Below are 19742 nucleotides of genomic sequence, written 5' to 3'. Positions count from 1 at the left end.
GCTCATCTCCTCCGGTCTGGTGCCCCAGGGCCTTACCGGCACTGCGCTGACCCAGGCGGCGTTCAGCCAGTCTTTCGGCAGCTTTGGCCCCATCTTTATTGCCATTCCTTTCCGTTCTTTCTATACAGCAGATGCCCCGCACCCGGAAATCCGGATGCGGGGCATCTGCCGTTTTGGGGAGACTTTACTTTTTCTGGCCGCGATCGATAGCTGCCACCACACCCGACAGCGCCAGCAGCGCCAACAGGTTGGGAACCGCCATCAGGCCATTGAAGAAGTCGGCCATCGCCCAGACCAGATCCACCTTGAGGGTGGAACCTACCAGGATGAACACGACCACAATCACACTGTACAACGGCAGGGCTTTTTCACCAAACAGCGCCTTGAAGTTGGTATGCCCGAAGAAATACCAGCCGATGATGGTGGAGAAGGCGAAGAAGAACATGCAGATGGCAATAAAGATGGGGCCAAAGCTGCCGAAAGACTGGCTGAACGCCGCCTGGGTCAGCGCAGTGCCGGTAAGGCCCTGGGGCACCAGACCGGAGGAGATGAGCACCAGACCGGTGAAGGTAAGTACCACAAAAGTGTCGATAAAGACGCCCAGAATGGCCACCGCGCCCTGGTCCTGGGGCTGTTTGACCTTGGCCAGCGCATGGGCATGGGGCGTAGAACCCAAACCGGCCTCGTTGGAGAAAAGGCCGCGGGCCACACCGAACCGCATGGCCTGCTGCACCGTAACGCCCGCCACGCCGCCGGCCATAGCCTGGGGATCAAACGCCAGCACAAAGATCTGGGCAAAAGTATCCGGCAGCGCCTTGGCGTTCATGATCAGAATGATCATGCAGCCCAGGATGTAAAAAGCCGCCATGATGGGTACGATTTTTTCGGTCACCGAGGCAATGCGCTGCACACCGCCCAGGAAGATGAACGCCGCAATGGCTGCCACCACAATGCCCACCAGCAGGCGGTTGACGCCGAACGCGTTGGCGAATGCGTCACCGATGGAGTTGGACTGCACCATGTTGCCCATAAAGCCCAGGGCCAGGATGATCAGCACCGAGAAGATGCCCGCCAGAATCTGGCCAAAACGGCCTTTGAACGCCGCCCGGATGTAGTAGGCCGGACCACCGGTGACCCGGCCGTTTTCCACCGTCTTGTAATGCTGGGCCAGCACCGCCTCGGCGTAGATGGTGGCCATGCCGAAGAAGGCCGACACCCACACCCAGAACAGGGCGCCGGGGCCGCCGCTGACCACGGCGGTGGCACAGCCGGTGATGTTGCCGGTGCCCACCTGGGCCGCAATGGCGGTGGTCAACGCCTGGAAAGAGCTCATACCGTCATGACCGGCCTTTTTGCCCCGCAGGGTAAAGCCGCCGAACACACGGCGGAAGCCCTCGCCAAAGCGGCGCAGCTGCACACCCCGCAGCCGGATGGTAAAAAAGATGCCGGTGCCGACCAGCAGAAACAGCAGCAGATAATTCCACAAAATATTGCTGGCCTGTTCAACCAGCGAAGTAAAAAATGCCATGATTGTCCCCCTCAGATTTTTTCCATTCCAAACCTTTCCCCTGCCGGCCGCCCGGCAGACAACGTAACTACTATACTATGCTTTTTCTGTAAAGTCAAGTGTATTTGTACTGCGCACACCTTTAGCTATAAAAAGGGACCGGGTGAACCCCGGCCCCTGCAAGATTCCCAAAAGTATCTCCGCCCGCATCGGCAATCCGGCGCAGGCAGACCCTTTGTGCGGCCACAGCGCGGAACGGGGGCAACAGGTCAACGCGCCCGCATTCCATGGATGTATTTGCGGTCCAGACCGTACTGCACCGCGGCATTCAGCACCACCCACATCAAAAACACCTCAATGGGCAGCATGATGGTGTTTTTCACCAGACCGCTGGCGGCATAGTAGATATAGCCCTTGCCGTAGAGCATGGCCTTCCACACGCTGCCCAGCAGCACATTGCTGCCGTAGTTGATAATGATGCGGGTCAGGATAATACGCCACACCGTGGGTTTGCGGCGGTACAGCATGACGCCGTAGATCAGCCCCGACAGCATGGCAGTGATCATGAAACCGGGGAAATACGGCTCGCCGTAGCTGGAGATCAAAAAGCCTACCGAGTCAATGACCGCACCGGTCATCATGCCTACCAGGGGCCCATAGCACATGCACCCCAGGGACACCGCCAGAAAACTGAAATAGATTTTCAGGCTGGGGCCCAGCAGGTAGATGGGCATGGTTTCCAGCACCATGGCCATGGCACAGACCAGCCCCGAAAAAGCCAGCACCCTCACATTGCGGAACTCGGCCCGGGCGGCGCGCCAGTAGGCGGCGGAAAAAACGGACAATGTCTGATCTTGCATACAAAAATACCTCCTCATTCGTGCATTGCTGCACAAAGGAGGAGGCAAAAAGCGGGCGTGGACACACTTGTACCACACCCGCCGTTGCGCACCGTCATGCAGCAGCGGGATGCGGGATGCGCACCGCGGACCTTCCGGTCACTTCGTCCTGCCACAACTCCCCGTTGGTCAGGCACTTCGGGGGCGGTTCCCCCACGCGCGAATCCCTACTCTGCAATGGATCATACTACGCCATTATAGGCCGCATCTTCCCGGAATGCAACCCTTTTGGCGAAATTTTGCGCTTTTTTGCGGATTATTCCCCGCTGGCACCGTAGTTGGCCAGCACCCGGGCGCTGGGGTCCTGCACATCGCAGCCCGGCCACGCCTTGTTGGGCATCCAGTAATCCACGATCATCTCGGCCTGGCCGGGATAGTATTTTTCAAAAATTTCCCGGTAGAGCAGGCTTTCTTTGGTAAAGGGGCGGGCATAGGTGTAGCGGCCCGCACGCTCGGCAAATTCCCGGTCGGTGTATCTTTCCTCGGCGTATTCTTTCAAATCGTCCACCATGGAGTGGCCCACCGCATCGCTGAAAGCTGCCTTCTCCCGCCAGAGAATCCCCTCCGGCAGCCAGTCCCCTTCAAAGGCTTTGCGCAGCAGGTACTTGCCCTTGCCGTAGGTGTTCAGCTTTTTGGCCGGGTCAATGGCCATGACATATTTGACGAAATCCAGGTCCCCGAAAGGCACCCGGGCTTCCAGGCTGTTCACGCTGATGGAACGGTCCGCCCGCAGCACATCGTACATATACAGTTCCCGGATGCGTTTCTGGCTTTCCGCCTGGAAGGCGGCCGAACTGGGCGCAAAGTCGGTGTATTTGTACCCGAACAGCTCATCGGAGATTTCCCCCGTAAGCAGAACCCGGATATCGGTATGCTCATGGATATACTTGCAGACCAGGTACATCCCCACCGAAGCCCGGATGGTGGTGATATCCCAGGTGCCCAGCATGGCAATCACATCTTCCAGGGCATCCAGCACGATCTGTTTGTTGATGATGACCTCGGTGTGGTCGGCATGCAGATAATCCGCCACCTGTTTGGCATATTTCAGGTCGATGGCGTCCTCGCTCATGCCGATGGCAAAGGTACGGATGGGTCTGCCCAGCTTTTTGGCCGCAATGGCACAGACCAGGCTGGAGTCCAGCCCGCCGGAAAGCAGAAATCCCACCGGGGTATCGGCATCCAGGCGCTTGTCCACACCGGCCACCAGTTTTTCCTGGATGTTCTGCAGGATCACCGGCAGTTCGTCCTGGGAATAGGCCGGGGTATCGGCAATATCGCAGTAGCGCACAAACTGGCCGTTGCAGTAATAGCTGCCGATGGGGAACGGGTAGATCTTTTTGCACAGCCCCACCAGGTTTTTGGCCTCCGAGGCAAAAGCGATGCAGCCGGAATCACTGTACCCGTAGAACAGCGGCCGGATGCCGATGGGGTCCCGGGCCGCAATGAGCAGCTTTTTGCGGCTGTCATACAAAATCATGGCGAACTCGGCGTCCAGGTGCTTGAACATATCCAGCCCGTACTTGTAGTACAGCGGCAGGATGATCTCACAGTCGGAATCCGACTGGAAGGTGTAGCCCTCCGCTTCCAGCTCTTTTTTGACCGGGCGGAAACCGTACAGCTCGCCGTTGCAAGCCACACAGTCCGTTCCCCGGAAGAAGGGCTGCATGCCCTCGGGGGTCAGGCCCATAATGGCCAGACGGCCGAATCCCAGCAGACCGAACTCGGTCTCGCAGACCCGCTGGTCGTCCGGCCCGCGGGAGGTGGTGCGCAGCAGATACTCGGTGAAAGTTTCTTTGGGCAGGTCATGCCCGGCGTAACCCATGATACAGCACATTTTTGGTGACACTCCTTACTTTCTTACAACCGTTTTCCCCGAGTGGCAAATAAAAAAAGACAGCCCGCTCGCCCTTTGTATAGGACGAGTTGCTGTCTTGAACCCGCGGTGCCACCTATTTTACCGCAGCCGAAACAACGGCATACGGTCACTCTTTTCCGTACACGTTCACCTTTGAAACGCTGCCGCTGTAACGCACGGCCTGCGGCGCCCCTACTGCCCCGCCAACGGGAGGTTCAGGTTGCAGCTCCCGGGTGTTCTTTCGCGCCCCGTCCCCGTCCCGGCTCGCAGCAAATGCCGGGCTCTCTGTGCGGATCTTGGGCGGTACTTTTCCCGATCAACGCTTTTAACAGCTAAAGCATAGCACCATCGGCCCCGCTCTGTCAAGATTTTTTTGCAGAAAGACAGCGCTTTTTCTCCCAAAATCTACCGTTTTTATAGAGATTGTACTTGTACTTTGTCAACGTTCATGGTATAGTATTATTTTGGTGGGGCGTGGCAATACTTTCCACAGCCCCAACCCGAAAAAAGGAGCTTCTTTACCATGCTAGAATTGCGTAACGTCGGCTACGAAACCGACGACAATAAAGAGATCCTGCACGATGTAAACCTTACCGTACAGGAGCGTTTTGTGGCCATTACCGGCCCCAACGGCGGCGGCAAATCCACCCTGGCCAAGGTGATTGCCGGTATCTACCAGCCCACCAGCGGCCAGATCCTGCTGGACGGCGTGGACATTACCCACATGTCCATCACCGACCGCGCCAACCTGGGCATGAGCTATGCTTTCCAGCAGCCGGTGCGGTTCAAAGGGCTGCGGGTCAAAGACCTGCTCAGCCTGGCCGCCGGCAAGAACACCAGCGTTACCGAGGCCTGCAACTACCTGAGCGAGGTAGGTCTGTGCGCCCGTGACTATATCGACCGCGAGATCAATGCCAGCCTTTCGGGCGGCGAGCTCAAGCGCATCGAGATCGCCATGGTGCTGGCCCGCGGCACCAAGCTTTCCATCTTTGACGAACCGGAAGCCGGCATTGACCTGTGGAGCTTCCAGAACCTGATCCGTGTGTTCGAAAAGATGTACGAGCAGACCCGCGGCAGCATCCTGATCATCAGCCATCAGGAGCGCATCCTGAACATTGCCGACAAGATCGTGGTCATCAAGAACGGTCAGGTGGAGAAAGTGGGCGCCCGCAGCGAGATCCTGCCCGCCCTGCTGGGCAGCGCCGATGCTTCCAGCCCGGCCTGCAGCATTCTGACCGATAAAGTAGAGGGGGTGCGCAGCTGATGGACGCCATTGAGATGAACCTGCTGAAAGAGGTTGCCGAACTGGACAGCCTGCCGGTGGGAGCTTACAACATCCGCGCCAACGGCGAACTGGCGGGCCGCAACACCACCGCCAACATCGATATCGTCACCAAGACCGACAAACCGGGCATCGACATTTACATCCGCCCCTTCACCAAGAACGAGAGCGTACACATTCCGGTAATCCTGAGCCAGACCGGCCTGAAGGACCTGGTGTACAACGACTTCCACATCGGGGAAGGCGCCGACGTGACCATCATTGCCGGCTGCGGCATCCATAACTGCGGCGGCGGCAATGCCGAGCATGACGGCATCCACACCTTCTGGCTGGCCAAAAACGCCAAGCTGCGCTATGTGGAAAAGCACTACGGCGAGGGTGACGGCCGCGGCAAGCAGATCATGAACCCCACCACCATCGTTCACCTGGCCGAAGGCGCCGAGATGGAGATGGAAACCACCCAGATTGCCGGTGTGGACGATACCATCCGCAAGACCGGCGGTGATCTGGCTGCCGGTGCCAGCCTGGTGGTCAAGGAAAAGATCATGACCACCGGCGACCAGCGCGCCGTTACCGACTTCAATGTGGACCTGAACGGCGAAGGCTGCTCGGCCAATATTGTTTCCCGCAGCGTGGCCAAGGATGTGAGCAAGCAGGAGTTTATCAGCCACATCAACGGCAACTGCGCCTGCGCCGGTCACTCCGAGTGCGACGCCATCATCATGGACCATGCGTCGGTCATTGCCAGCCCGGCCCTGACCGCCAACAGCGTGGACGCCAGCTTGATCCACGAAGCTGCCATCGGCAAAATTGCCGGTGAACAGCTGATCAAGCTGATGACCCTGGGCCTGACCGAAAAAGAGGCCGAGGACCAGATCGTCAACGGCTTCCTGAAATAAGCAACCGCAAAAAACCCCGCTGCAGCCTTTGGCTGCAGCGGGGTTTTTGTTTGTTCAGGATACAGTTTCTTTCGCCGGTTGTTCCGCGTCGGGCAGCGGGTTGCCCTCGCCGTCAATGCCGCGGCGCTCCAGCAGGAAATGCACGATCTCCTGCAACAGGCCGTACAGGGTGGCAAAAAGCGGTACGCCTACCACCATGCCCACCAGGCCGAACAGGTCGCCGCCCACCACGATGGAGAACAGCACCCACAGCGAGGAGATGCCGATGGACTGGCCCAGGATCTTGGGACCGATAAAGTTGCCGTCCAGCTGCTGGATGAAGAGGATGAGTACGGCAAAAATCAATGCCTGCACGGGGTCCACCAGCAACAGGATGAAGATGCTGGGAATGGCGCCGATGAAGGGGCCGAACACCGGGATGATGTTGGTAATGCCCACAAAGACGCTGACCAGCAGTGCAAAGTCCAGCCGGAGGATGGACATCAGTACAAAGGTAAGTACGCCGATGATGGCAGAATCGATGATCTTGCCCACAAAAAAGCCGGTGAAGTTCTCATTGGCGTAGTGGCAGACCCGCAGGGTGTTGCGGGCCACCGGTTCCGGCAAAAACGCGTGTACCAGCGTTTTGAGCTGGTGGATGAGTTTATCCTTGCCGGACAGCATATAAATGCTGGAAGCCACCGCCGTGAACACCGCCACAAAGTTGGACGCCACACTGCCGATGGTGCTGACGATCTGCGGCATGGCGCTGGTGGCCACCGCATACAGTTCCTTCATCATCGTTTCGGAATCGTCCAGAATTCGCACAAAGCGGTCCACGGGCAGGCCGTAGTGTTCCTGAATATACAGCAGGGTCTCCTGCATACTTTCCACATAGCCGGGCAGGCTGTTGAACAGAATGGCAATGCTGTTGATGATCTGGGGAATGACCAGCCAGGCCAGCAGCACCAGCAGCAAAATGGCCACCGCGTAGGACATGAGAATGGCTACCCAACGCAGCCGCGGCACCTCGTGCAAGAACGACTGATGGAAATATTTGACCATCGGGTTGAGCACAAAGGCGATGACCACGCCGCCCGCAAAGGGCGAAAGGATCCCCAGCAGAGCGTAAAAACCGCCCATAAAATAGCCCAGGTTGCTTAAAAACAGATAGAATGCAATGCTTGCAAAAATCAGGCACATCCATTCCAGTATGGAATCGGGTCTTTTTTCAAAAAAATGCTTTCCCTTCACCGTATATGTTTCCCTTTCCTGGCAAATCTGCCCCTTTTATTGTACCGGGCGGTATCCGTCAACACAAGGGGGGCAAGTTGTTAATTTTTTGTGTCCGGCGGGTTGAGCGGCCGCCCTTCCTCGTCAATGCCGCGGGCCGTCAGCTCGGCGCCCACCGCCTGCTTGATGAGGGTAACGATCACCGCCAGGGTGGGCACGCCGATGACCATGCCGGGAATGCCGAACAGGTTGCCGCCCACAATGATGGCCATAAGAACCCCCAGGCCCGGCAGACCGGTAGCCCCGCCAATGATGCGCGGCGCAATAAAGTTACCGTCCACCTGCTGGACCACCAGAATGATCAGCACAAACTCCACTGCCTGCAGCGGGGATTCCAGCAGCAGAATGATGGTGCCGGGCACAGCCCCGATAAAGGGTCCCAGCACCGGGATGATGTTGGTAACGCCCACCAGCACCGCGATCAGCGGCGCATAGTCCAGCCGGAACAGCGACATGAGCACAAAGGTTTCCACACCCACCAGCAGGGCATCCATCAGCTGGCCGCCGATGTATCCGCTGAAAGTCCGGTTGGCCATGGTGCAGACAGAGAACACACTGCCTGCCTGTTTGGGCGGCAGCGCGGCCCGCAGGCAGGTGCGGGCCGCCCGCAGCAGCAGGTCCTTGTCGCCCAGCAGATAGATGCTGACGGCCAGGGTCACAAAGCTGTCCATGGCGGCGCCGGCCACACCGGCGGCTGCGTCGGCCGCCGCCTGGGCCGCCTGCCCGGAGATGGACTTAAACCATTCCTGCAGGTTATCGGTCAGTTGCTGCACATACAGTTCCAGAGTAGCCGTATCGATTCCGAAGGTCTGCTGCACCCAGGTCAGGGTGTTCTGGATATCCTCCTCATAGGTACTCAGGCTGGCCACGAAGGAACTGATGCTGGCGGCCAGCTGGGGCACCACCAGTGAAAGCAGCAGCGCCACCACGCCGAACAGCAGGATATAACTCAGTACGACGGCGACACCGCGCTTGCCGTGGAAAAGTTTTTCGGCAAAAAAGCGGGTGGGAATATCCAGCACGTAGGCCAGCACAATGCCCCAGGCGAAGGGACTCAGGATATTGAAAAATTTCCCCAGCCCGCCCGCCAGGGTGGGCAGCTGCCACGCCAACCCAAAAATCAAGGCTACCCCCAGCGCCAGCCGGAGAAAATCCCCGGTGGTGCGGGGTACACGGTCCAACCATTTCTTCAAAGTACGTTCTCCTTTTTCAAGGACCCGGTACAGGTCCGGTCACGGCCGGCGGTACATGACCCCGGCCCACAGCAACAGCAGCAGCGGGAACCCCACCCTGCCGTAATTCACAGCCCACACGCCCCGTGCGGCGATCCCCCGGGCAACCTCGGGCAGCCCGGTCAGCAGCGCCAGAGCGGCAAAAATTGCCACCGCCAGCCAGATTTTTTTGCGGGCATTCATAACCGCACCTCCCGTTCTTCTGTTCCGGGTCCCGCCCGGGGGCTGTGCCGCCATTATACCATATACCATTAGAATATGCCACCGCCGGGGGTGTTCCATGCAGGATTTTACAAAAGGAAAAGCCCGCACCAAAACAGTGCGGGCCTTTGCGGCATCAGTGATTCTTATAGTAGTTGATCAGGCAGCCGTCCGCCAGGATCTGGCGCTCGGCATCGGTCATGGCGCCCAGCCGCACCGTGAATTTGGTGGTGCTGCCGTCGGCCTTGACCGCCACAGCCTCCATCTGGTCGGCCGCTTCCAGCAATGCCTTGCGCACACCGGGCAGGAACACATAGTCCCCGTTGGCCAGCACCTTGGGGGTGTCGGTCAGGAAGGGCAGCATACCCCAGTTGATGCAGTTGGAGCGGTAACGCTTGGTGGCGTACTCACAGGCAAAGTTGGCCGCACCGCCCAGCACGCGCTGGCAGCTTGCCGCCTGCTCGCGGGCGGAACCGTCGCCGGGTTTGTTGGCAAAGATGGCCGAACCGATGTTGGTAGCCGCCGCATCGGGATGGTAGCCGGCCTTTTCCAGCGCGGCATACACGGCCTGCACTTCCGCCGGCATCTGACCGGCACGGCGGGCCTCATCCAGGGCGTGAACGGCCTTGGCGTTCGGCACATAGGCCGGGTCCTTGCGGGAGAGGGTGAATTCCGCCAGCCGTAGCGGGTTGGAGCGGAAGGAGGAAGTTTCGCCCGAGGGAATCAGTTCATCGGTGGTGGTGACGGGGTCGGTGATGTAGCTGACCACCTTTACCAGCAGATCCTCGGTCAGGGCGGGCTGTTCCGGCCAGTCCTTGATGTTGGGGCCGAATTTCAGGGCATAATCCGGTTCGGGATGGCCCCAGCCGTTGTAGACGCGCTTGTCATAAACGCCCTGGTCGAAGTGATATTCGGGGGCGGTGTACTCGGTGTCGCAGACCTCGCTGGCGGCGGTGAGGTAACCGCCGTTGGCGGCGGTAGCCGCGATGGAACGGGCGTCCATCAGAGCCACGGCGCTGATCTGGCCTTCGCCGGGCTTGGAGCCTTCCCGGTTGGGGAAGTTGCGGGTGGTGTGGCGGATGCTGAACTCGCCGTTGGCAGGGGTGTCGCCGGCGCCGAAGCAGGGGCCGCAGAAGCACTCCCGGAAGATGCCGCCCGCCGAAACAATATCGGCCACGGCGCCATTCTTGACCAGTTCCAGGTAGGTGGGCATGCTGTCGGGGTAGACGCTGAACTTGAAGGCACCGTTGCCGCAGTTCTGGCCCCGCAGGATATCGGCCACCGCACAGATGTTCTCATAGGTACCGCCGGAGCAGCCGGCCACCACGCCCTGCTCCACATAGATGCGGCCGTCGGCGGTGATCTTGCTGACCAGGTCCATCTGGACCTTGCCGCCCAGCTGCTTGTTGGCCTGTTCCTGGGCCGCGGCCAGAATCTCCCGGGCGTTGGCCTTCAGTTCCCGGATGGGGTAGGCATAGCTGGGATGCATGGGCAGGGCGATCATGCACTCCACGGTGGAAAGATCCAGCTCGATGACGCCGTCATAGTAAGCCACATCGGCGGGTTTCAGTTCCTTGTAGGCTTCGGGGCGGCCGTGCCGGACGAAATACTGTTCGGTGACGGCGTCGGTCTGCCAGATGGAGGACCAGCAGGTGGTCTCGGTGGTCATGACGTCGATGCCGTTGCGGTAATCCGCCGACAGATTGGCCACGCCGGGGCCGATGAACTCCATGACCTTGTTCTTCACATAGCCGTTGGCGTAGGTGGCGCCCACCAGCGCCAGGGCCACGTCGTGGGGGCCTACACCGGGGTGGGGCTTGCCGGTCAGGTAGATGGCCACCACACCGGGGTAAGCCATATCGTAGGTACGGCCCACCAGCTGCTTGGCCAGCTCGCCGCCGCCCTCACCCACGGCCATGGTGCCCAGGGCACCGTACCGGGTGTGGGAGTCGGACCCCAGGATCATCCGTCCGCAGCCGGACATCATCTCCCGGTTATAGCTGTGGATCACAGCCATGTTCGGCGGAACGTAAATGCCGCCGTATTTGTGGGCGGCGGAAAGTGCAAACTGGTGGTCGTCCTCGTTGATGGTGCCGCCCACCGCGCACAGGGAGTTGTGGCAGTTAGTCATAACATACGGCAGGGGGAATTTCTCCATGCCGGAAGCACGGGCCGTCTGGATAATGCCCACGTAGGTGATGTCATGGCTGGTCATGGAATCAAATTTCATGCGCAGGTTGTCCATATCACCGCTGGTGTTGTGGGCTTCCAGGATGGAGTAAGCGATGGTGCCGCGGCGTGCATCGGTCTGGGTAACGCCCGCGGGGGCTTCGGCCTGCAGGGCGCCGTTGACAAGGTACATGCCCTGGGGGTGCAGTTTCATGATGGATATTCCCTCCGTTTCCAGATGATCAGGCGGGGCGGCGGGTTCATAAACATACTGTGTTTTTCCCGCTGCGACGCCGTTAAAGCATGGTTTTTATACACAGTTACTTACTACAATATACCCGCTTTACGCCGGGTTGTCAACGCGGTTTTTTATGCAGAATCAGGTAAAGCGACCGTCAGCTTAATAAAATAAAGCACCTGCTTGGTTATTCTGTCAAAATTTTAAGTTTTTCTTGACGAAGCCGCCCGAGCATTATAGAATTATGCTATTCCCCCGGTGTGGCAGGGGCTATCCCCCGCCTGAGCGCCGCGAATAAATATACACACAAGAGAGGAGCACACCGATGTATTACCCGGACGTTCCGGCCCTGGAACCGGATGAACTGGAACTGCTTTGCCATGAGTATCTGGAGCATAACGCTCACCTGGACCCCCACCTGGCCGACCAGATGGGCGTCAAGCGCGGCCTGCGCAACCTGGACGGCACCGGTGTGCTGGCCGGCATCACCAATGTATCCAGCGTTATCGGCTATGACAAAACCCCCGAGGGCGCCATTGTGCCCATTCCGGGGCGGCTGGTCTACCGGGGCATCGACATTGATACCCTGGCCGCCGAAGCCGACAACCATGACCGCTTCCTGTTTGAGGAGGTCATCTGGCTGCTTTTGTTCGGTTCCCTGCCCGACCGGGAACAGCATGCCAAGTTCTGCAAGCTGCTGGAACATCACCGGGAACTGCCCCGGGGCTTTGCGGACGACATGATCCTGAACTCCCCCTCCCCCAACCTGATGAACAAGATGGCCCGCAGTGTGCTGGCCATGTACAGCTACGACGAACACGCCGAGGATTCCAGCCTGCCCAACATTCTGCGCCAGAGCATCAACCTGATTGCCGAACTGCCCACCATGATGGTGAACGCCTACCAGATCAAGCGCCGGGTGTATGACCGGTCCAGCATGTACTTCCACCTGCCCACCGAGGGCCAGAGCACCGCGGAACACATTCTGAGCACCTACCGCGCCGACCAGAAGTTCACCCATGAGGAAGCCCGTCTGCTGGACCTCTGCCTGATGGTCCACGCGGACCACGGCGGCGGCAACTGCTCCACCTTTACCTGCCGCGTGCTTTCCAGTTCCGGCACCGATACCTACGCGGCCATCTCGGCGGCCATCGGCGCCCTGAAAGGCCCCAAACACGGCGGCGCCAACCTGAAGGTCATGCACCAGCTGGACTATATTCTGGAAAACGTGGAAAATCCCGCCGACGACGATGAAGTGCGGGAGTTCCTGCGCAAGATCATCCGCAAGGAAGCCGGGGACGGCAGCGGCCTGATCTACGGCATGGGGCATGCGGTGTACACCGTCAGCGATCCCCGCGCCCAGATTTTGAAAAACCACGCCCGCCGCATGGCCTACGAGAAAGGCTACGACGAAGAATTCGAGATGCTGTGCAGCATTGAGCGGCTGGCGCCCCAGGTTTTTGCGGAGGAAAAGCACGGCCCCAAAAAGGTTTGCGCCAACGTGGACCTGTTCAGCGGCCTGATCTACCGGATGCTGGGTATCAGCGAGGATCTGTACACCCCGCTGTTCGCCATTGCCCGTGTACCGGGCTGGTGTGCCCACCGGGTGGAGGAAGTGGAGTTTGCCAACCGCATTATCCGCCCGGCCTACAAATATGTGGGCCAGCCCCAGCCTTACATCACCCTGGCAGACAGAAAATAACAGAAAAGCCGCCCCGATGGGGCGGCTTTTTTCGTTTATCCGTTTATGCAAAGACCATCTGCACCAGCACCATATACAAAGCGGTACCGGCGGCGATGCTCAGCAAGGTGTTTTTGCGCCAAAGCTGCAGGAGCACCACAGCGGTACCTGCCAGCAGTTCCGGCAACGCATGGGTGGGGCCCAGCGGGTCGGCCCCGCGCAGGCAGTAAACCACCAGCATGGCCATAATGGCACAGGGCAGCACCCGGGCCAAATAAAGGATATACCGGGGCGTAGGGCGCCCGCCCCCGAACACGACGAAGGGGGCAAACCGCAGCAGAATGGTAACGGCGGCAATGACCGCCACCAGGGCGGCGGCGTGCAGGTCAATGGCCGGCATGGGCATCTTCCTCCTTTTCCCTTGGCTGCAGGGTGCCCCGCAGCAGCGTAAGCACCAGGGTGATGCCCACCATGGCCGGGATCAGAAACCCATCTGCCCCGAACACCAGCAGACACACCAAAGATACCCCCAGCCCCACCAGTGCTGGGGTATGGTCGCGGCTGGCGCGCCACTGTTCGGTCATGACCACCAGAAACAGCGCCGTCATGGAAAAATCTATCCCGGTACTGTCAAAGGGCAGCAGCCCGCCTACCAGCGCCCCGGCTGCGCTGCCCGCCACCCAGTAAGCCTGGTTGAACAGCGACACCAAAAAGAAATACCGGTTCCGGTCCACACCGTCGGGCACTTCTCCGCTGCATACCAATGAGTAGGTTTCGTCGGTCAGTGCAAAGATCATATAGGGCTTGGCCGGGCCTGCGTTCCGGTAGCGCTCCACCATGGAGATTCCGTAAAACAGGTGCCGGGCGTTGACCGTCAGGGTCATGAGTGCAGCGGCGATCAGCGAAGCGCCGCCTGCCAGCAGGTCCACCCCCACATACTGCATGCTGCCCGCGTAGATCAGCAGGCTCATGGCCAGCGCCCAGCCCAGGCCGTACCCCTTGCTTTGCAGCAGTACCCCAAAGCCCAGCCCCAACACCAGATACCCCGCCATGACCGGCAGCGAACGAACAAAGGCATATTTGGCTGTTTTCACAATTTTCTGCACCCCTTTTTGGGTAAAATGCAACCTCATTATAGCACAACGGCCCGGAACTCTACAAGAGTTCCGGGCCTTGCTCCACAGGGAGGTGCGGGTGCCGTACACCGGCAGCCTCCCCCTCTACTTTGTCTGACTGGCTTGTTCGCTCTCCCACCGGGTGACCAGCGGGGTGGCTATGGCCGACAACGCTTCGCGTGCGGCGTTGATGGCCTGCACATCCGCCGGGGTGAGCTTTTCGGCTTTTTTGTGGCGGGTGACTTTTTCCAGATTGCGTTCGGCTTCCTTGATTTTGCCCTTGGTTTCGCGGTCCAGTTCCTTGCCCGCCTTGCTGCCCAGTGCCGTATTCACGCGGTACAGGGCGGCTTCGGCTGCATTGAGGGCTTCCAGCGCCGCTTTGCGCTCCTTGTCCTGCCCGGCAAACACCGCGGCATCCCGCATGGCGCGCTGGATCTCCTCCTCGCTGAGGTTGGAGGAACCGGTGATGGTAATGCCCTGCTGCTTGCCGGTATCCAGGTCCTTGGCGCTGACCTTGACGATGCCGTTGGCGTCGATGTCAAAGGTAACTTCGATCTTGGGCACACCCGCCCAGGCACGCTTGATGCCCCGCAGGGTAAAGGTACCCAGCAGCTTGTTGTCCCGGGCAAACTCCCGTTCGCCCTGCAGCACCTTGATCTCCACGGTGGACTGGAAGGGCGCCGCCGTGGTGAACACCTTGCTGAACCGGGTGGGAATGGTGGCGTTGCGCTCGATCAGATGGGTGGCCACACCGCCCACCGTTTCGATGGAAAGGGTCAGCGGCGTCACGTCCATCAGCAGCAGTTCCTGCCCGGCACCGGCCAGGGCCTGGCCGCCCAGGCGCCCCCCCTGAACGGCAGCCCCCAGGGCCACGCATTCATCCGGGTTCAACGTCCGGGAGGGTTCCAGCCCCACCATCCGCTGCACCTTGGCCTGCACGGCAGGGATCCGGGTGGACCCGCCCACCAGCAGCACCTGGTCCAGGTCGCTGGCGGTCAGGTGGGCGTCGCTGAGGGCATTGCGCACCGGCAGCGCCGTCCGTTCGATCAAATCGGCGCAAAGTTCCTCAAACTTGGCGCGGGTCAGTGTTTCCTGCAGATGGACCGGCCCCTGGGGCCCCACCGTCAGGAAGGGAAGGTTGATTTCGGTCTGGGTGGCGGCCGAAAGTTCCTTTTTCGCCTTTTCCGCTTCTTCCCGCAGGCGCTGCATGGCCACGCGGTCACCGGTCAGGTCGATACCGTAGGCGGTGCGGAAATTTTCCACCAGCCAGTCCACAATGCGGGCGTCAAAATCGTCGCCGCCCAGGTAGTTGTCGCCGCAGGTGGCCAGCACCTGCACAATGCCGTCCCCGATCTGAATAAGGGAAACGTCAAAGGTTCCGCCCCCCAGGTCATAGACCATGACTGTCTGGGCACGGCCGTTGTCCAGCCCGTAGGCCAGGGCCGCAGCGGTAGGTTCATTGATGATGCGCCGTACTTCCAGCCCGGCGATCCGCCCGGCGTCCTTGGTTGCCTGGCGCTGGGCATCGTTGAAATAGGCCGGCACCGTAATGACGGCTTCGGTGACCGGTTCCCCCAGGTAGGCCTCGGCATCGGCCTTGATCTTTTGCAAAATCAGAGCACTGATCTGCTGGGGGGCATAGCTTTTGCCGTCGATGGGAATACGCGTTTCACTGCCCATCTGCCGCTTGACGCTGCTGATGGTGCGCGGGGCGTTGGTGACAGCCTGCCGCTTGGCGGCATCCCCCACCAGCCGTTCCCCGGATTTGGTGAACGCCACCACCGACGGTGTGGTGCGCTGGCCCTCGGCATTGGGGATGACCACCGGCTTGCCGCCCTCGATAACGGCGGCACAGCTGTTGGTGGTACCCAAATCAATTCCGATGATCTTTGCCATAGTACGGTTGTCCTTTCAAAAAAGACCAGACAGAAACGCCAGCACCACACAAAACCGGCACACCGCCGCAAACAGCCGTTACGGCCCTGCCGCGGCTTGGTTTTCCATGGTACTGAGCAGGATTCCCTGTTGTGTTTTTATTGTAGCGCGCACACCGACAAAATGTGTTGCGATTTCGTAAATAAATTTTACAAATATTGCAACGAAGCGTCCAAACCTTGGCCCGCAAACGTTGACGCTGTGCCCCCGGCGTGTTATAGTTTTAGGTATATTGCAGCCCCAAGGGCGGGAAAGGAGCCACTTTTTATGGCACGCACAGCAACGGTAACACGCACCACCCGTGAAACGCAGATCACGCTGACGCTGAACCTGGACGGTACCGGCAAGACCGACCTGAACACCGGCATCGGCTTTTTTGACCACATGCTGGACGGTTTTGCCCGCCACGGCCTTTTTGACCTGGCGGTGGACTGCCACGGCGACCTGGAAGTGGACTGCCACCACACCATTGAGGATATCGGCATTGCGCTGGGCACCGCGCTGCGCCAGGCCCTGGGCGACAAAGCCGGGCTGGTACGGTACGGCAGCTGCCTGCTGCCCATGGACGAAACCCTGGCCCTGTGCGCCGTGGATCTGGGCGGGCGGCCCTACTTTGTGTACGACGCCCAGTTTGCCACCCCCGCCTGCGGCGGCATGGACACCCAGATGGCCCGTGAATTCTTTTACGCCGTATCCTATTCATCGGCCATGAACCTGCACCTGAAGGTGCTGTACGGAGAAAACGACCACCACAAACTGGAAGCGATGTTCAAGGCCTTTGCCAAGGCACTGGACGCCGCCACTCGCCTTGATGCCCGGATCGACGGGGTGCTTTCCACCAAAGGCACGCTGTGATCTGTCTGCATAGTATTTTTTACAATTCAGGGAGGTAAACGGGAAATGTACCAGGACATGATGGATACCATTGGTTTTGTGCAGAGCGCCGACCCGGAACTGGGCGCCGCCATGCAGCGGGAGCTGGTCCGCCAGCGCCAGAACATTGAGCTGATCGCCAGCGAGAACATTGTTTCGCCGGCCGTAATGGCAGCCATGGGCAGCGTACTGACCAACAAATACGCCGAAGGCTACCCCGGTCACCGCTACTACGGCGGCTGCCAGTATGTGGACGAGGTGGAGCAGCTGGCCATTGACCGCGCCTGCAAGCTGTTCGGCGCCAAATACGCCAACGTGCAGCCCCATTCCGGCGCCCAGGCCAACCTGGCCGTTTACTTTGCGCTGCTGGATGTGGGCGACACCGTCATGGGCATGGATCTGTCCCAGGGTGGGCATCTGACCCACGGTTCCCCTGTGAATATGAGCGGCAAAAACTACCACTTTGTTTCCTACGGTGTGGGCGAGGACGGCCGCATTGATTATGCCGCTTTGGCCAAGCAGGTGGCCAAGGTCCGGCCCAAGCTGCTGGTGGCCGGTGCTTCGGCCTATCCCCGTGCCATCGATTTTGAAAAACTGGCCGAGATCGCCCACGGCTACGGCGCCATGCTGATGGTGGATATGGCCCACATCGCCGGTCTGGTAGCGGGCGGCGCCCACCAGAACCCCGTGCCCTACGCCGATGTGGTGACCACCACCACCCACAAGACCCTGCGCGGTCCCCGCGGCGGCCTGATCCTGACCAACAACGAATACCTGATCAAACGGATCAATTCGGCCATCTTCCCCGGCACCCAGGGCGGCCCGCTGGAACACGTGATCGCCGCCAAGGCCGTCTGCTTTGGGGAAGCGCTGCAGCCTTCCTTTAAGGAATACGCCCGCAAGATCGTGGAAAATGCCGCCGCTCTGGCGGACGGCCTGACTGCCCGCGGGGTGAAGCTGGTATCCGGCGGCACCGACAACCACCTGCTGCTCATTGACCTGACCGATGAAAACTGCACCGGCAAGGAACTGGAGCACAACCTGGACGAGGTACACATTACCGCCAACAAGAACACCGTTCCCGGCGAAAAGCGCAGCCCCTTTGTGACCAGCGGCGTGCGGGTAGGCACCCCCGCCGTGACCACCCGCGGCATGGGCCCCGCCGAGATGAAGATCATCGCCGACTGCATTGCCGACTGCATCTTTGATTTTGAAGCCAAAAAGGAGGACATCGCCGCCCGCGTGGCCGAACTGTCCGCCCGCTTCCCGCTGTACGAATAACCGGTCCCCGGGCAAAAGGTCCGGGCCGTACCGCAGCCGCCCCGCCGGGGCGGCTGTATTTTTTTGCACACCGGGCGGCCTTTCGCCCGGTTTTTCCTTGCGTTTTGGGCAGGTTCAGGGTATACTATAGGCAGATACGTGTGCATTTTTGTGCAAAGTGCAACATAAAATGCCACATTTTGAATGTGAGGTGTATTAGAATATGGAACCAATGGTCATTACAATCGCGCGTGAGTATGCATCGGGCGGCAGCGAGATTGCCCAAGCGGTAGCGGACAAGCTGGGCATCCCCCTGTACAACAAGGAACTGATCACCCGGGCAGCCAAAAAGAGCGGCCTGACCGAGGAAGCCATTGCGGCCAGTGAGAATCAGCGCAGCGGCAGCCTGATCTACAGCCTGTACATGATGGGCAATACCATGCCGCTGGCCGACCAGGTCTATATCCTGCAGAGCAACGTGATCAAGGAACTTGCGGCGGAAGGTTCCTGTGTGATTCTGGGCCGCTGCGGCGACTATGTGCTGCGGGAACGCCCCAATGTGCTGAGCGTCTTTGTCTACGCTCCGCTGGAAGAGCGCATTCAGCGCGCCAAAACCCGGCCCGGCGCCAAGGATATGGCCGACCGTTTGTGGGAAGTACAGCTCTCCAAACATGACCGCGCCCGCGCCAGCTACTATAACTACTATACCGAAAACCGCTGGGGCGAAGCGAAAAACTACGATCTGTGCCTGAACGCGGCACTGGGCCTGGATACCTGTGCCGACCTGATCGTGAGCGCCGCCCGGGCCATGGAGGCTGCAAACAAGGCATGAGTACCACCGATTCCCATTCTGCCAGTCGCATGGGCACGGCCCCTATGGGGCCGCTGCTCTTTTCCCTGACGATTCCGATGATGGTATCGATGCTGTTCCAGGCGCTGTACAACGTGGTGGACAGCATCTTTGTCTCTTACATCAGCGAGGCGGCCCTCTCCGCCGTATCGCTGGCTTTTCCCATCCAGAACCTGATGATCGCTTTTGCGGTGGGTACCGGCGTAGGCGTCAACGCCTATGTATCCAAATCCCTGGGGGAAGGCAACCACGCGGAAGCCGACCAGGCTTCCGCCAACGGCCTGTTCCTGGCCCTGTGTACCTTTGTGGCGTTTTTCCTCTTCGGAGTGTTCGGGGTGGTGCCGTTCATGCACTCCCAGACTGAGGACCCCGTGATCCGGCAGTACGGTGTGGATTATCTTTCGGTGTGCTGCCTGTTCAGCCTCGGCTGCATGATCCAGTGCATGGTGGAAAAACTGCTCACCGCCACCG

17 protein-coding genes, 1 riboswitch and 1 other annotated feature are annotated in these 19742 nt (G+C 59.8%); of the genes, 7 read left to right on the top strand and 10 right to left on the bottom strand.

What is annotated here, in order from left to right; genetic code table 11:
* Positions 1 to 184: 184 nt before the first annotated feature.
* From H6B10_RS04325 to asnB, 3 genes are all read right to left on the bottom strand, one after another.
* Positions 185 to 1528 carry an alanine/glycine:cation symporter family protein gene (locus tag H6B10_RS04325; protein ID WP_204650061.1) on the bottom strand — a complete coding sequence of 448 codons (1344 nt, stop codon included), beginning with the start codon at positions 1526 to 1528 and terminating at the stop codon, positions 185 to 187.
* Positions 1529 to 1776: 248 nt separating this feature from the next.
* A complete protein-coding gene (locus H6B10_RS04320; RefSeq protein WP_204650059.1) occupies positions 1777 to 2367 on the bottom strand; it encodes a folate family ECF transporter S component in 591 nt (196 codons plus the stop codon).
* 100 nt (positions 2368 to 2467) lie between these two features.
* A riboswitch (THF riboswitch) is annotated at positions 2468 to 2583 on the bottom strand.
* A gap of 79 nt (positions 2584 to 2662) precedes the next feature.
* Positions 2663 to 4243 carry an asparagine synthase B gene (gene asnB / locus H6B10_RS04315; RefSeq protein WP_204650057.1) on the bottom strand — a complete coding sequence of 527 codons (1581 nt, stop codon included), beginning with the start codon at positions 4241 to 4243 and terminating at the stop codon, positions 2663 to 2665.
* 77 nt (positions 4244 to 4320) lie between these two features.
* Positions 4321 to 4593: a binding site (T-box leader), on the bottom strand.
* A 194-nt stretch (positions 4594 to 4787) separates the two neighbouring features.
* Between asnB and H6B10_RS04310 the strand changes: the two genes are divergently transcribed.
* Both H6B10_RS04310 and H6B10_RS04305 read left to right on the top strand, forming a co-directional pair.
* Entirely contained in the window at positions 4788 to 5528 is a 741-nt protein-coding gene (locus tag H6B10_RS04310) for an ABC transporter ATP-binding protein (RefSeq protein ID WP_204650054.1), read from the top strand.
* Positions 5528 to 6445 carry a SufB/SufD family protein gene (locus tag H6B10_RS04305; protein ID WP_204650052.1) on the top strand — a complete coding sequence of 306 codons (918 nt, stop codon included), beginning with the start codon at positions 5528 to 5530 and terminating at the stop codon, positions 6443 to 6445. Before H6B10_RS04310 ends, H6B10_RS04305 begins: the two co-directional genes overlap by 1 nt.
* Positions 6446 to 6499: 54 nt before the next feature.
* On the opposite strand, the gene H6B10_RS04300 is transcribed toward H6B10_RS04305, so the two are convergent.
* The 4 genes from H6B10_RS04300 to H6B10_RS04285 all read right to left on the bottom strand — a co-directional run bounded on the left by H6B10_RS04300 (position 6500) and on the right by H6B10_RS04285 (position 11533).
* Positions 6500 to 7678 (bottom strand): AI-2E family transporter, encoded by a 1179-nt coding sequence (locus H6B10_RS04300; protein WP_204650051.1) that lies wholly within the window; start codon positions 7676 to 7678, stop codon positions 6500 to 6502.
* A gap of 80 nt (positions 7679 to 7758) precedes the next feature.
* On the bottom strand, positions 7759 to 8910 hold the full coding sequence (locus tag H6B10_RS04295) for an AI-2E family transporter (protein WP_204650049.1): 1152 nt from the start codon (positions 8908 to 8910) through the stop codon (positions 7759 to 7761).
* 39 nt (positions 8911 to 8949) lie between these two features.
* Positions 8950 to 9132, bottom strand: coding sequence for a hypothetical protein (locus H6B10_RS04290; protein WP_204650047.1), 183 nt, complete (start codon positions 9130 to 9132; stop codon positions 8950 to 8952).
* 154 nt (positions 9133 to 9286) lie between these two features.
* Positions 9287 to 11533 (bottom strand): hydratase, encoded by a 2247-nt coding sequence (locus H6B10_RS04285; RefSeq protein WP_207751570.1) that lies wholly within the window; start codon positions 11531 to 11533, stop codon positions 9287 to 9289.
* A 349-nt stretch (positions 11534 to 11882) separates the two neighbouring features.
* On the opposite strand from H6B10_RS04285, the gene H6B10_RS04280 reads away from it, so the two are divergent.
* Complete coding sequence (locus H6B10_RS04280) at positions 11883 to 13259, top strand: citrate synthase (protein ID WP_204650045.1); 1377 nt, start codon at positions 11883 to 11885, stop codon at positions 13257 to 13259.
* A 43-nt stretch (positions 13260 to 13302) separates the two neighbouring features.
* On the opposite strand, the gene H6B10_RS04275 is transcribed toward H6B10_RS04280, so the two are convergent.
* The 3 genes from H6B10_RS04275 to dnaK all read right to left on the bottom strand — a co-directional run bounded on the left by H6B10_RS04275 (position 13303) and on the right by dnaK (position 16249).
* Positions 13303 to 13638: a branched-chain amino acid transporter permease gene (locus H6B10_RS04275; RefSeq protein WP_204650043.1), complete on the bottom strand. Its 336-nt coding sequence runs from the start codon at positions 13636 to 13638 to the stop codon at positions 13303 to 13305.
* A complete protein-coding gene (locus H6B10_RS04270; RefSeq protein WP_345941703.1) occupies positions 13625 to 14332 on the bottom strand; it encodes an AzlC family ABC transporter permease in 708 nt (235 codons plus the stop codon). The genes H6B10_RS04275 and H6B10_RS04270 overlap by 14 nt, the downstream gene beginning before the upstream one ends.
* A 126-nt stretch (positions 14333 to 14458) precedes the next feature.
* Positions 14459 to 16249 (bottom strand): molecular chaperone DnaK, encoded by a 1791-nt coding sequence (dnaK, locus tag H6B10_RS04265; protein ID WP_204650038.1) that lies wholly within the window; start codon positions 16247 to 16249, stop codon positions 14459 to 14461.
* 306 nt (positions 16250 to 16555) lie between these two features.
* Between dnaK and hisB the strand changes: the two genes are divergently transcribed.
* The 4 genes from hisB to H6B10_RS04245 all read left to right on the top strand — a co-directional run.
* The gene (gene hisB, locus H6B10_RS04260) at positions 16556 to 17143 is read left to right on the top strand and encodes an imidazoleglycerol-phosphate dehydratase HisB (RefSeq protein ID WP_204650035.1); all 588 of its coding nucleotides are present in this window, start codon (positions 16556 to 16558) and stop codon (positions 17141 to 17143) included.
* Between the two features lie 45 nt (positions 17144 to 17188).
* Positions 17189 to 18442, top strand: a complete 1254-nt coding sequence (glyA, locus tag H6B10_RS04255; RefSeq protein ID WP_204650032.1) for a serine hydroxymethyltransferase — start codon at positions 17189 to 17191, stop codon at positions 18440 to 18442.
* A 202-nt stretch (positions 18443 to 18644) separates the two neighbouring features.
* On the top strand, positions 18645 to 19253 hold the full coding sequence (locus H6B10_RS04250; protein ID WP_204650030.1) for an AAA family ATPase: 609 nt from the start codon (positions 18645 to 18647) through the stop codon (positions 19251 to 19253).
* The coding region (locus H6B10_RS04245; protein ID WP_243427248.1) for an MATE family efflux transporter at positions 19250 to 19742 on the top strand (493 nt) is incomplete at its 3' end. The genes H6B10_RS04250 and H6B10_RS04245, both read left to right, overlap by 4 nt.

It is taken from the genome of Gemmiger formicilis (assembly GCF_016901605.1).
Classification (GTDB): Bacteria; Bacillota; Clostridia; order Oscillospirales; family Ruminococcaceae; genus Gemmiger; species Gemmiger formicilis_B.
The sequence above is the reverse complement of the archived record's forward strand: the minus strand, read 5'-3'. Positions and strand labels throughout refer to the sequence as shown.

Bases quoted from the DNA above. Each gene is read 5' to 3' on its own strand.
- H6B10_RS04305 (WP_204650052.1), top strand. From the start codon at position 5,528: ATGGACGCCATTGAGATGAACCTGCTGAAAGAGGTTGCCGAACTGGAC.
- H6B10_RS04275 (WP_204650043.1), bottom strand. From the start codon at position 13,638: ATGCCGGCCATTGACCTGCACGCCGCCGCCCTGGTGGCGGTCATTGCC.
- dnaK (WP_204650038.1), bottom strand. From the start codon at position 16,249: ATGGCAAAGATCATCGGAATTGATTTGGGTACCACCAACAGCTGTGCC.
- asnB (WP_204650057.1), bottom strand. From the start codon at position 4,243: ATGTGCTGTATCATGGGTTACGCCGGGCATGACCTGCCCAAAGAAACT.
- H6B10_RS04310 (WP_204650054.1), top strand. From the start codon at position 4,788: ATGCTAGAATTGCGTAACGTCGGCTACGAAACCGACGACAATAAAGAG.
- H6B10_RS04325 (WP_204650061.1), bottom strand. From the start codon at position 1,528: ATGGCATTTTTTACTTCGCTGGTTGAACAGGCCAGCAATATTTTGTGG.
- H6B10_RS04285 (WP_207751570.1), bottom strand. From the start codon at position 11,533: ATGAAACTGCACCCCCAGGGCATGTACCTTGTCAACGGCGCCCTGCAG.
- H6B10_RS04250 (WP_204650030.1), top strand. From the start codon at position 18,645: ATGGAACCAATGGTCATTACAATCGCGCGTGAGTATGCATCGGGCGGC.
- H6B10_RS04320 (WP_204650059.1), bottom strand. From the start codon at position 2,367: ATGCAAGATCAGACATTGTCCGTTTTTTCCGCCGCCTACTGGCGCGCC.
- hisB (WP_204650035.1), top strand. From the start codon at position 16,556: ATGGCACGCACAGCAACGGTAACACGCACCACCCGTGAAACGCAGATC.
- glyA (WP_204650032.1), top strand. From the start codon at position 17,189: ATGTACCAGGACATGATGGATACCATTGGTTTTGTGCAGAGCGCCGAC.
- H6B10_RS04280 (WP_204650045.1), top strand. From the start codon at position 11,883: ATGTATTACCCGGACGTTCCGGCCCTGGAACCGGATGAACTGGAACTG.
- H6B10_RS04290 (WP_204650047.1), bottom strand. From the start codon at position 9,132: ATGAATGCCCGCAAAAAAATCTGGCTGGCGGTGGCAATTTTTGCCGCT.